Source organism: Microseira sp. BLCC-F43 (genome assembly GCF_041929235.1).
Lineage (GTDB): Bacteria > Cyanobacteriota > Cyanobacteriia > Cyanobacteriales > Aerosakkonemataceae > Microseira.
This window is the reverse complement of sequence record NZ_JBHFNP010000159.1, coordinates 37,632-51,419: the sequence shown is the minus strand read 5'-3', so window position 1 is coordinate 51,419 and position 13,788 is coordinate 37,632. Positions and strand designations below refer to the sequence as shown.

Genomic DNA, 13,788 nt, shown 5'->3' with positions numbered 1-13,788 from the left:
GTAGGGACACGGCGTCGTAAAACTTTGGATTTAACCGCAAAACCTATGGATGCCGTGTCCCTACAAAAAAACCCGATTTCTGGAATCGTCGATTGTAGGGACACGGCGTCGTAAAACTTTGGATTTAACCGCAAAACCTATTGATGCGGTGTCCCTACAAAAAAACCCGATTTGGTGATATCTGTTTTTTATGAACGATCAAATTTGGATGATTCCCGCTAACTGGCTAGATTGGCTCGCTGTTTTCGGCTATATTGCCGTGACTGTTTTTATCGCGTGGCGCGTGTTTACGACCAAGCCAAAGTGAAAGCTATTGACTCAATTACCAAAGCTGTTATACTTCAGACGGTCATAACCTGACAGAAAAGGTTACTCAGGAAAAGACTAGCAATTAGCAATTAGCAATTAGCAATTAGCACTATCTATGACCGCAGCAAGTATATGTTAACTCGGAGCGATTGGTATCATTATCGTAAACTCCGATCCCTCTCCTTCCACTGAGGAACAAGTTAAACTTCCCCCATGTGTTTCTTCCACTATCTGACGACTGATTGATAAACCTAACCCCGTCCCTTTCCCGATAGATTTAGTTGTGAAGAACTGGTCAAATATTTTGGATTTTATTTCATCTGATATCCCTTTGCCGTTATCTTTTATCTTAATTACCACACTAGGCTCGGATTCGGATAATTCAGTTTTGATAGCGATCGTGTTAGGCGCGGCTTCAATTTCGGTAAACGATTTACCTTGATTTGATTCTTCTATCGAATCGATTGCGTTGACTAAAAGATTCATAAACACTTGATTCAGTTTTCCCGGATAGCATTTGACGGGGGGAATATCTCCATAGTCTTTGATTGTTTCAATCCCTGGACGTTCGTTATTAGCTTTGAGTCGATGTTGTAATATCGTTAAGGTACTATCCATGCCTTCATGGATATTAGCTAATACTTTATCCCCAGTATCTCCTCGGTAGAAAGTTCGCAGAGAATTGCTAATATTACGGATTCGTTCTGCGCCAACTTTCATCGATGAAAGCATTTCGGGTAAATCTTTTAAGAGATATTCTAAATCTATCTCTTCAGCATTTTCCTCAATCTCTGACCCCGGATTGGGAAATTCTTCTTGATACAGTCGTAAGTGATTAATTAAATCATTTATTGCTTCAGTCGTTTGTTCGATATTACCTGAAAGAAAACCAATTGGGTTATTAATTTCGTGGGCTACACCCGCCACCAACTGGCCCAGTGTAGACATTTTTTCACTCTGGATCAGTAAGAGTTGGGCTTGTTGCAACTTGTTAAGGTTTTCTCTAACTTGTTGCACCTGGTTAAGAGTTCTGATAATAGTAATTACCAGATCTTCAAAGTCTATTGGTTTGGTGAGAAAATCAAAAGCGCCGCAGTGCATCGCCGTTCTAATATTTTTCCAATCGCTATAAGCGGACATGACTACGGTTTTAATCGTGGGGTCGATTTCGGCTATTTTAGCTAGTAAGGTGAGGCCATCCATTTCGGGCATGTTGATATCTGTCGCCACCATTGCTACAGAGCTATCGCTCTTGAGTATCTCTAACGCTTCCTTACCATTCGAGGCAAACAGCAACTCAAATTCATTTGACCGAATATTTTTTTTCAATCGCTGTTTGAGCAGGCGTTTTAAATCTATTTCATCATCAACAAATAAAATTTTTGCGGTTTTCATAAGCGATGGGGGTGAAAGAACGATCAATTTGTTAATGTCAGTTATACTATCAAGATTTTTGTCAGCTAGCCAAAAAGCTCAAGTTCTGCCATGAAATTGACAACGGCTGCACCTTCGAGGGGGGGAGAGAACAGGTAGCCTTGTCCGTATTCGCAGCCGAGGGCGCGCAAGATGTCGAGTTGCTCTTGCGTCTCCACCCCTTCGGCAATCACATCCAACTCCAGGGTGTGAGCGAGGGTGATAATAGTGCGGGTGATATCTAAGTTTGTCTCCTGCTGTTCGATGCCGCTGATAAAAGAACGGTCGATCTTTAAAGTATCGATGGGAAAAGATTGCAGGTACGCCAGAGAAGAATAACCCGTGCCAAAATCATCGATGGACAACTGGATCTGCCGTTGTTTCAACTGATCTAGCACTGCTGTAGCTTCTGACTCCTTATCCATCAAAATGCTCTCCGTAATCTCCAGCTTTAAGTGTGACCCGCTCAACGACAGCGAGTTTAGAATCTCGTCAATTGACTTTAGCACATCTGGATTCCATAACTGAATCCCAGACAGGTTGACGCTGATGCTGAGAGGCAAACGTTGAGAAAATTGCTCTTGCCAAACGCTTAACTGTCGGCAAGCTTCCGACAAAACCCATTTACCCAGGGGGATAATCAGTCCGGTTTCTTCTGCCAATGGAATAAACTTCTCGGGGGAAACCCACCCCCTCCCAGGATGCTGCCACCGCACCAGCGCTTCAAAACCGACTATTTTGCCCGTGGAGAGCGAGACTATTGGCTGATAGTTGAGGTGAAACTGTTGCTGTTCAATTGCCCTTTGCAAGTCAGCTTCCAACTGGAGGCGTTCCAGAATGCTTGCCTGCATCCCTGTATCAAATACAACTATATTTGGTTTTCCAGGCATTTTGGCATAATTCATTGCCGTGTCGGCTGCGCGCAAAAAGTCTTCGGGTTGATTATAGTCGATGGTGCTGTTAACAATACCAATATAGATATTCGAGGACACCACACACCCGTTGAGTTTAAACTGAGTTCTTAGCACCTGACGCAGTTGCTCGGCCTTGTTTTCAGCTTGTTTGAAGTTTGGCAAATCCGTGAGCAAGATAGCAAATTCGTCTGTGCCACAACGAGCCACCATATCTGTCGGATCTGTGTAGGTTTCTAGACGACGCGCTACTTCTACTAACAGGCGATCGCTTAAAGCATGACCCAACCCGTATTTTACTGCTTTAAAGCCATCTAGACTCACACATAAAACCGCGAATAAACTATTTTTCTGCTCTCTGCACTGGATACACTGGCGAATGCGACCGAGAATATAATTCTGGTTGGGTAAACCCGTCAGTGGGTCGTAAAATGCTTCGTATCGTAATTGTTCAAGTGCTTGTTGCAGCTTTTCCTTTTGTTCTCTAATTTGTTTGACAAAATTTAGAGTTTTGTCTATAGTAATTTCTAAATCTTGAAAATCTATCGGTTTGGTTATAAAGTCAAACGCGCCTCGGTTCATCGCTACCCTAATCGTCGGTATATCCCCATAAGCAGACAGCACCACCGCTTTGAGAGTCTGGTCAATTTCGGGCAGCCTGGTCAGTAAGGTTAACCCATCCATTTCCGGCATATTGATATCGGTCAAAACCATATCGACCGCATCTTTTGTTTCTAGTTTCTTTATTGCTTCTACACCATTCTTAACAAAAATAAAATCCAATTGTTTAGCTATAATTTTTTTTCTAAACCGCTGTTTAATCAGCCGCTCTAAATCGGTTTCATCATCTACAACTAATATCTTAGCAGGTTTCATAAGAAGCATACAATCTCAACAAAGAACTCCTCTACAAACTCCTATAACACTATTATGCTACGACCAGCGGTGATATCGATCACTCAAGGTTAATTTCAAATAGAAAGAGTTGATTTATAAAGTTAACGTAAACTTGCTACAAACCTAACTGGATATACTTTTCCAGCATTCGACTTGTCAGAAGAATGATTATACTTTGGCAAAGGTGACACGCAAAAAAACAAAGGGCGCTCCGAAAAATCGTGGGTTTAGAGTCGCGAGATTGACGCAGAAACGGGGTTTTTGGCCCCGCGTGCTAGAGTCCTGTGATTATACTTTTGCAAAGGTGACGTTACAAGAAGCAGATAATTTTTAAGTTAACTTAATAAATCAACTTGAGGAAAAATCAGGCAGACAAACTGATGATGAATTCGGTATACTCTCCGAGTTCGCTTTCCACGTTCAAAGTGCCGCCTGGATGCCCTACAATAATGTCATAGGTTAAAGATAAACCCAAGCCGGTGCCTTCTCCTGCTGGCTTAGTGGTAAAAAAAGGATGGAAGATTTTATCTATTAGATCGGGTGCAATTCCGATGCCGTTATCGCGGATGCGGATTTCTACAATTTCCCCTTTGTTTTGGGTTTTCACCCAAAGTGTGGGGGTAAAGACTTCACCAGAGTTACCCATTTGTGCCTCAAAATGCTTCTGCTTCGCCTCGACCGCATAGCAGGCATTGTCGATAATATTGATGAAAGCACGGTTGAGATCGGCGGAGACTACATTCACTTGACCAATAGAGTCGTCATAATCTTTGTTAATCGTCACGTTAAAGTTGTTATTCTGAGAACGCCTGCTGTGATACGCTAGCTGCACCGCTTGGTCAAGTAGAGCATTGAGGTTGGTGGGTTGGCGAGTATTGCTGTCAGTCCGCGCGTGCTGCATCATGTTGTGAATAATGCGGTCAGCTCTTTGACCGTGCTGTTGAATAATTGCGACATTTTCTTTAATATCGCTTAAAGTTTCTTTGGTGTAGTTTAGGGTATTGGCATCGAGAGGTTCGGCTTGGTTTTCAATTTCTGCAAGCAATTCTTCGGCTAACTCTACTGATAATTCGGCAAAATTATTCACAAAATTGAGGGGATTTTTGAGTTCGTGAGCAACCCCTGCGGTTAAAGTCCCCAGAGAGGCGAGTTTTTCTTGGGCAATAATTTGCTTTTGTGCGGCTTTGAGTTCAGCAGTTCTGGCTGCGACTTTTTCTTCTAAAGTGTGGGAATACTCTGCTAATTGGGTGTATAGCCGTGCATTTTCCAAGGAAATAGCGGCTTGAGAACATAGAAGCTGGAGAACTTCGATGCGCGATTTTGTAAATGCTCCCACCGCTAAGTTATTTTCCAAATACAGAATCCCTTGCAGTTTAGATTGATACAAAATCGGCAAACAAAGGATGGATTTCGGCTGACATTCTTGAATATAAACATCTGCATTAAACGGTTCGGTAACCATTGCGTTATTTAAGACAAGATTCTCTTGAGTCCTCTTAACGTAATTGATGACGGAGCGGGGTAAATCGTCACAGGTGGCGACGGGAATAGATTGTAAAACTTTGACGACATCATCCGTAGCGGTTGCCGATGCTTCGATATAGAGTTGGTCATCTTTTAGCAGCAGAAGAAAGCCTTTTTGAGCGGCGGCGTTTTCCAGCAGGATTTTGATTAACTGGGAGAGCAAATTTTCCAGGATAATTTCTCTGGCTATGGCTTGAGAAGATTTGACAAATGTGCTTAAGTCGAGAAAATCTCCGAACCTGCTATTGGTCGTCGTTGCCGCCGTAGTGGTTTTAACATCTAATTTCTGAGATTCTACTGAGCAGGATTGTGCTGCTAGGAAAGGATAGTTTGATTCTAAGGCTTTGACTTTAGCTATGGCTCCCCAGCGCATATAGGCATAATAAGCCTTGGTGAGGTATGCCTGAGCAATTATCTCTTTGTCCAGGGATTGATAAAATTTTCCTGCCAATTCATAAGCTAAGGCTTCTTCGTTAAGATAATTGTTAGCTGCGGCTCCTTTAATCGCCAGATCGTAATCATCGATTGCTGCAAGTTTATTGCCTAAAACCCGCGCTTTTTCTGCTTCTACTAGATCGTACTTATGCTGAAAGTTCATTGGGGCATGGTACGCCCATTGCTGCATTTTTTCCTGATTCGATGCCAACTTTTCTAAATATAGGCTTTGCTGACTTGCTTCAGCATGGGGATAGTGAGCTAAAAGCGCCAGAGACTGATAGAAATTACACTGGGCAGAAATCAACAATCCCGATACAGATTGGAGGTAGGATTCTGCTAATTGGGAATTGGCGATCGCCAATTCCGGCTGCTCGAACAAATAATGAAGCATCGCTTTAGCCAAATAGACATAAAATAGCGTCGTTCCATTCTTTTGTTCGGTCAGAACAGGAATCATCTCCTGCTCGTTAAACGCCTCACCCATTAGCAATACTGGCTCCTGAACTTGACCCAGTAAATTGAGAATTAGTTGTCTGCCAATCTGACCATATACGACGTGGTAATAGAGCCGTTGCTTCTTGAATTCATCAATGTAATGGCGATGTTTTTGCTCCAGAATTTCCAGGGATTCGCCCACAAAAAAGCTGTGCTTACAATAATTCAAAATCGCGTAGCCCCCGTACACGATTTCTCCAGATTCCAAACCGCAAGCATAAGCCACGCGCAAAGGATTTAAGGTTTCTCTAACCTGTTCTTTCCAGAACCTGGCATAACCATTAAACCCATTCAAGATGAACGCTTGTAGTTCCTTGGCATGGAATTTATCCAAAAGTTTCAAAGACAATTGACCATAGCGATACCCTGCATCAATCTCATTCAGCGAACCGCATAGAACCGATCCATAGTAAACATAGACCTTTGCAGCTTCCGGCGAATTCCCATATTTTATGCAGAGATTTGTCATTGTAAGCAATATGCTTGCCAACAGCCCTGGATTTGCTACATAAGCCGCATTAGAAATCCTAAGCAGAATCCACAGAGCTGCAATTTTACCAGGGTCAGTCATTTCGGGAAGGTTAATTAACTCCTCAATCTGCTCAACTTGTGGCGGTTCATTTTCTAACTTGACCCCCAGCATTTCTATCACCGATAGCCCAGTGTCCAAGGCGTTCTGCATTTGAACTTGGGCGATGTAAACCTCAACTTTCACTCTGTAAGCTTTAACCCGATCGAGGAGGTTTTTGGCTTGAGTCAAGATAACATCTAACAGCGCATGACTTCGCTCAAAGTTGGTAGTGAGATACTCTGCTTCTGCTGTGGCAAGATGGAGATTTAAAGTCAAGTCATATTGATTCTCCCAGCTATCAGACGCGAGCAATTCCAGTCCTGTATTGAGATAATTAGCCGCTGGTTTATAGGCGGATGCTGCTTTGGATCTCTTGCCTGCTATCCAATTCAATTGAGCTAATTTGTATTTTTCTTCCTGCTGGCTAATTGTGTCAATTCCGACATTTAATTGATTGACAATATCAAAAATGTTTTCCTCTAGGTTTTCCTTGGGAGTATTTTCCAGGAGCAATCGACCGATTTTGAGATGGGTTGTTTTCTTTTGTTCGTTTGGAATCAGTGAATAGGCTGCTTGCTGCACTCGGTCATGCAAGAATTTATAACCCACCTTAGGGATTTTATATTCTATTATCTCTACTGTATTTTCCTCAGATCTTGCACCTTGAGGCAGAGCCTCAGTATTATCGTTCCCAGGTTGAACCTGGGAACGAGATCCTGGAGGCAGAGCCTCCCGTGGTGCAAGATGTGAGTTTTCTGACTCATCAAACACTAAAGGGATTTTGTAAGCTTCGCTCAAAGGTAAGATTAACCCGGCTTGTAAGGCTGAATAAAGTTCGCTGGCTGTAACCGAGGGTGATTTTTCATTCACAATTGAAAGAACATCTAAAGTAAACCTGTCTCCCACGCAAGCTGCCAGCTTTAGTACTTCTTGGGTTGATTTTGGCAGTTTTTCAATGCGAGAAGCTACCAGTTCCACCACATTTTTATCGGTAATCCCAATCGCCTGAATTTCCTCCAAGCTCCACTGCCACGAAGCACTATTAAAGTCAAATGTCAAGAGTTTTTCTTGATAAAGTGCCTGGAGTAACTGCATCAAGAAAAAGGGATTGCCCCCGGTTTTATTACAGAGTAATTCTGCCAGTTCGATGACTCGTTGGCTGAGAAACCCGGTTTCTTGAAGAAACCGGGTTTCTTGAAGGGTGTCGGCAATTAACTGAGTGACATTGTCTAAATCTAAGGGTTGCAAAACAATATTATTAACAACCGTACCAGCCTTTTTAATTTCCTCTACAGTTTGAATCAAAGGATGGGTGGAACTTACTTCATTATCCCGATAGGCACCAATTAATAATAAATAGTTGCTATCCAAGTCAGACATCAGCAATTGCATTAAGTTCAATGTTGCTGAATCCGCCCATTGTAAGTCGTCCAAAAAGATAACTAACGGATGCTCTTTTTGGGTGAAAACTCGGAGAAATTCAGCAAATACCCGATTAAAGCGGTTTTGGGATTCTGTTGGCCCTAGTTGCGGCAATTCTGGCTGCTTGCCAATAATCAATTCTAATTCGGGAATTACATCAATAATGACTTGACCGTTAACGCCTAAAGCTGTTGATATTTTACCATGCCATTGTTGCAATTTTTCAGCGCTTTCTGTCAGTAATTGGCGCATCAAATAGCCAAAAGCTTGTGTTAAAGAAGCATAAGGAATATTTCGTTTAAATTGGTCAAATTTGCCAGAGATAAAATAACCCCGTTGTCTGGTAATCGGTTTGTTAATTTCATTGACAACGGCAGATTTGCCGATGCCAGAATAACCAGAAACTAACATCAGTTCGCTGGCTCCTTCAGCAGCGCGATTAAAGGCGGATAAAAGTAAATTTACCTGCTTTTCTCGACCATATAATTTTTGGGGAATCAGCAACTGACTCAAGATATCTAAGCGTCCGGGAATAAAATCGGTAATCTCGCCTTTGGTTTGTGATGGGTTGAGACAAATTTCTAAATCCCCTAAGATTCCGGCGGCACTTTGATATCGATCTTCGGCATTTTTTGCCATCAGCTTCATCACTATTTCTGATAAGCTTTGGGGAATGTCTGGATTGAGTTGCTGCGGGGGGATTGGTTGTGTAGCAATATGGCTATAAACTAACTCTAAGGGGTCATGGCTCTGAAAGGGTAATTGACCTGCGAGCATTTCATATAAGGTGACGCCAAATGAATAAAAGTCTGTGCGATAGTCGAGGGTGCGATTCATTCTCCCTGTTTGTTCGGGAGACATGTAAGCGAGTGTGCCTTCTACAATATTGGGATTGCTAAATTGGGGGGTTTCTTTATTAAGGCACGAGGCGATGCCGAAGTCAGTTAATTTAACAATACCCGTTTGAGGATTGATGATGATGTTACTGGGTTTAATATCTTTATGAATAATCTGGTTTTGATGCAAATACTCTAGGGCTTTAGCGAGTTGGATGGCTATGTTTAAACAGGTTGTTATAGAAAGTTTTTCTGTTTGCAACAATTTTGATAGAGATTCGCCGCCGAAGTCTTCTAAAAGCACTCCTAAACGATTGTTGAAGGTTTCGAGGCTAATAACTTTAACAATGCCTGGATGGTTTAAGTTTTTGCGGATTTGATATTCGTGTTTGAGGCGGGTAATCGCTTCGAGGGTGGGATATTCGGCTTTGAGGATTTTGAGAATTGTTGGCTTTTGGTCGGTTGGGGTTTGTACCCGATAGACAATAGTTTCTATGCCTTCGTGCAGAGTTGAATCGATGTGGTAGTTAGAGACAGCCAGCATAGGGGTTCGCTAGAAGTTAGATGACGCATAATTATGCTGGCATCTGATACCTAGCTCAACCACAGGGAAAATACGCGATCGCACGGGCATCTATTGTTACCATGAGGGAATGCGATCGCGTAGGAATTCTGACGACTTAAGTCGCGCCTATACAAACAAAGTCTGCCTACGCAGACTTATAATTTCCTACTACGCTCAGTTCCCGTTCGTTGAACGGATGTTCTAAGCTGAGAATGAGATTATTTATCTCTTGTTCCGATAACACTTTATCCCCTGCTTTAGCATTTATCTCTGCTTGTTCGGGAGATTTCGCACCGGGTATGGCTACGGGTTTTAATGGATGGGAAATGGCAAAGCGCAAAGCTGTTTCAACCATATTTTCTCCGGGTGGCAATGCTGCTTTGATGCGATCTACTGTGGCAATTTCTTGCTCGTATTTTGCCTGGGTTTTTTCTTTTTTGTGCCACTTGGAGCGAATCGTATCTTTAAAAACTGTATCGGCAGAATATTTGCCGGATAGCAATCCCTTTGCCAGAGGCCCGCGCGCTAATACGGCTATACCATGCTCTTGACAATAAGGCAGCATGTCTAATTCAGGCTGGCGATTTAATAGGGAATAGTCAAATTCCACGACTTTACAGGTGTTATTAACATTGAAGCGTTTGAGGACTTCAAAATCGTTGGTCGAGATGCCGTAGGCGCGGATGTGACCTTTTTGTTTCAGCATTTCAAACGCTTCTAAATAAACGGTCGGATCTTCGATATCGCCTTCGTGACAAAGGGCGACATCTACCCAATCAGTTCGCAAGCGATAAAGGGAAGCGTGCAAGCAGAGGCGAATTGTATCAACAGATTTCGGCAAAACTTCGTCGTTGCGTCTGCCCCAACTGCCAATTTTTGTGACTACATAAACTTGTTCGCGAATCCCCATCAGGGCGAGTCCTAAACGCTCTTCAGATAATCCTTGGGGAATGCCATAAGCTTCGGCAGTATCAAACAAATTTACGCCATTGTCGAAGGCACTAAGGATGGTTGCTAAAGCCGTTGCTTCTTCCACTTCGCCCCATTGATTGCCGATATTCCACGTCCCTAAACCGATAGCGGATACCTGCCAACCTGTTTGACCAAATTCGCGATAAAGCATGGAACCTCTTTTTTGTGAATGATTGGGAATTGCTAATTGCTAATTGCTAATTGCTAATCGGTAATTGTGAGCTAAGTAAATAACTATTGACTGTTAGCGATTAGCACTTGATCTATTACCTATTACCCATTACCTATTACCCAGAAATATTCATCGCTTGCAGCATGGGCGATCGCCCTGCCAAAGGATAATGGATAACGCTGACGCTTCCCTGCCGCAGTTGCAAATTGCCAATTTCATCGCAATTCATGCCTAATACTTGACGTATGAGACGCTGAATAATATAGTTACTACCCAGGACTAAACCAGTTATCAATTGGCTGGAGTTGGTAGTAAGGGAACTGCGGGTAGTAATAGCTTGTTGCCAGACTTGGGGAAAGTCGTCTCGCAACACTTGTAACTGCACGGTTGTGGGATGGTATTGCAGAATTGTATTTGCGATCGCCTCCGCTTCATCATCAGTACCGCTAATGCTAAAGTCGATCGATTCTGTTTTCACCAACTGCGCTACCCGCCGCATCTGTGCCTTATTTCCACTGGGTACAAGCAACAAACGCAATCCTTTAGGATCTGCTTTGGTTGGGGGCAAAATCTCGCCCAAGTGGGTGGTGAGATTCAAAGCTTCTAATTGCGCTGGCGCTTGGTAACCATCGGGGAAATTGAGGATACTAATACCGCAGTTAGATTGCTGGAGAGCATGATATCTTTCGGGCATTAAACCCAGCGCTGTGGCAATTAAAGCCCGGATTGTGCCAGAATGACTCACGATTAAGAGAGTTTGATTGCGATGATGGGGCAGTATTTCTTGCCAAAATTTTTGGGCGCGGGAGTACAAATCCAGGACGGGGAAAAAGGACGCGGGGAGATGGGGACGCGGGGACGCGGGGAAGTTTTCAGTCAACCTCGACCCGTCTTCTTGGTCAGAATCAAAAGTTACCATGCGAAATTCGTGGGGGCGCTGTCTCCAGCAGCGATAGTCTTGGGCAAATTTTTCTTGCACTTCGCGATGTAACAAACCCTGCCATGCGGGCAAATCAATTTCTCGCAACGCATAAGTGCTGTGAATTTTATTTAGTTCAATTGCAGGTTCCATTACCCCTAGCATTTCCCTGGCAGTTTCCTGGGTTCGTTTGAGGGAACTGGTGTAAACTGCATCGAAATTTATGCCCCTCAAAAAGCTTCCTGTTCGACGCGCCGCACTGCGACCGATTTCGGTTAAAACTGATTCATCGCTACTACCTTGATGGCGACCTTGAGCGTTGAATGTACTCTCACCATGGCGCACGAGAATGACGCGAGTACCCAGGTTTAGGCGGAGCATTTGTTGCCGTAAATTGCCTGCAAGTTCGTTAGACTTCAATTGCATAAGTATCTCCTTCGGGGCGAGTGCTGTTGTTAATTGCGTTCTGCATTTGATACAAAGCTGCGTAGCGACTTTGCAGACCCATGAGTTCTTTATGAGTGCCGCGTTCTATGATGCTTCCTGACTCAACGTAGAGGATTAAGTCTGCATTTTCAACTGCTCTGAGATTGTGAGAAATTAGAAAGGTTGTTCGCCCTTTAGTAAGTCGATTCAGTGCTTCGCTAACAGCGCGATCGCTTGCATTATCGAGTCCGGTGGTCGGTTCGTCAAGAATCACAATTGGAGACTGACGGATAGCAGCGCGAGCGATCGCAATTCGCTGCCTTTGACCGCCGGATAAATTTGCCCCCCGCTCGCTTAAAATTGTGTCGTAACCTTCAGGTAGATCCATAATAAAATCGTGGGCATTGGCGAGGCGAGCCGCTGTTTCTATTTCTCGATTAGATGCCCCTAATTTACCATAAGCAATATTTTCCCGGACGCTGACAGCAAACAGCATACTGTCTTGTAAAACCACGCTAATTTGCTGTCTTAAAGAGTCGAGCGTATACTCGCGAATATCCTGTCCGTCGATTAAGATCCGACCCGCAACTGGATCGTAAAGGCGGAGAATTAAGCTAATTAAGGTTGACTTGCCGCTACCAGAAGGGCCAACTACCGCCACTTGTTGACCTGGTTGAATGGCAAAGTTAATGTCTTTTAAAATTTCCCGTTCCGGTTCGTAACCAAACGAGACACCTTGAAAACGCACCGCACCATAAAAAGGATGCGCTTTTTTTGCCCCTGGTAAGTCGCGCACGCGAGGTTCGTATTCCAAAATATCAACAACTCGCTCGCCGGAAGCTGTAGCTTTGGCAATTTGCCCAGCTTGTTTAGAAAGTTGGCGCATCGGATCGAAGGCAGATTTGAGATAGCTGGTGAATACTAATAATTCCCCTGGAGTCAGTCCTTTTTGCAGCACAACTAGGGAACCTCGCCACACCACCAGCGCCATCACAATTGCCATTAAAACTTGCACTGTTCCTTCTAGCAAAGTTGCCAGTTTGAGAGATTTTGCCCCTTCATCTAAACTTTGGCTATTTTGCTTGTAAAAATTATCCTCCAACATATCGTGGAGGGAAAGCGCTTGCACGACTTTGATTGCACCGATAGTTTCGCTGGTAGTATCTGCGATCGCACCTTCAGTTTTGCGATGCTTGCGAGTGACTTTGCGAATCCGAGAAACCAAATTCTTAGTGAGAAATACAAATAAAGGAAAAATTGCAATCTCGATTAGCGTTAGTTCCCAATTCAGCCAGAACATCACCCCTACCATCCCCACTATTGTCACCATATTAGTAACGAAAGGCAAGGCGGTTTTAATCGTAACTAATCGCAGGCGTTCTATATCATAAGTGACGCGAGTAATCAAGTCCCCGCTTTTGTGTTTGCTGTGAAAACAAAGCGAGAGACGTTGCAGGTGAGAGTAAAGATTACTGCGAACTTCTGCTAATACTTGAATCACAGCCAAAGCCATGCCGTAGGTGCTTAAATAAGAGGCGAGGCTTTTGAGAGATGCGATCGCTACAATAGCCCCAGCCACATAAGTCAGTAGCATCATGGGACTAAGTCCGGCAGGAAGCGCTACATGCCAAGAATTAGCAGTGGTTCCCGGTAAGATAATCCGGTCAAACACAAACTTCAAAGGCCAAGGTTCTAATAACCCCAAACCAGTCTCGACCAACAGCGCCAATAACGAACCACCAATCAGAAATTTGCGTTGGCGAATGTAAGGCGATAACTTGCGAAAAATCCGTAAAATTCCTGGTACAACTGCCTTAAGATCTTTTTCGGAGTTATTCATTCAATACCTCTTTTAGATATAACCGAGGCAGAGCCTCCAGTATCCGAACCGAGGCAGAGCCTCCAGTATCCGAGCTAC

6 protein-coding genes are annotated in these 13,788 nt (G+C 43.6%); all 6 read right to left on the bottom strand.

What is annotated here, in order from left to right; translation table 11 throughout:
* Positions 1–444 precede the first annotated feature (444 nt).
* Positions 445–1,704, bottom strand: coding sequence for a response regulator (locus ACE1CM_RS22830; RefSeq protein WP_374880662.1), 1,260 nt, complete (start codon positions 1,702–1,704; stop codon positions 445–447).
* A 65-nt stretch (positions 1,705–1,769) separates the two neighbouring features.
* On the bottom strand, positions 1,770–3,509 hold the full coding sequence (locus tag ACE1CM_RS22825) for an EAL domain-containing protein (protein WP_374880660.1): 1,740 nt from the start codon (positions 3,507–3,509) through the stop codon (positions 1,770–1,772).
* 385 nt (positions 3,510–3,894) lie between these two features.
* Entirely contained in the window at positions 3,895–9,360 is a 5,466-nt protein-coding gene (locus ACE1CM_RS22820; RefSeq protein ID WP_374880658.1) for an AAA family ATPase, read from the bottom strand.
* A 166-nt stretch (positions 9,361–9,526) separates the two neighbouring features.
* Positions 9,527–10,504, bottom strand: a complete 978-nt coding sequence (locus ACE1CM_RS22815) for an aldo/keto reductase (protein ID WP_374880656.1) — start codon at positions 10,502–10,504, stop codon at positions 9,527–9,529.
* 136 nt (positions 10,505–10,640) lie between these two features.
* Entirely contained in the window at positions 10,641–11,870 is a 1,230-nt protein-coding gene (locus ACE1CM_RS22810; protein ID WP_374880654.1) for a histidine phosphatase family protein, read from the bottom strand.
* Positions 11,854–13,710, bottom strand: coding sequence for an ABC transporter ATP-binding protein (locus tag ACE1CM_RS22805; protein WP_374880652.1), 1,857 nt, complete (start codon positions 13,708–13,710; stop codon positions 11,854–11,856). Before ACE1CM_RS22805 ends, ACE1CM_RS22810 begins: the two co-directional genes overlap by 17 nt.
* Positions 13,711–13,788: the final 78 nt, after the last annotated feature.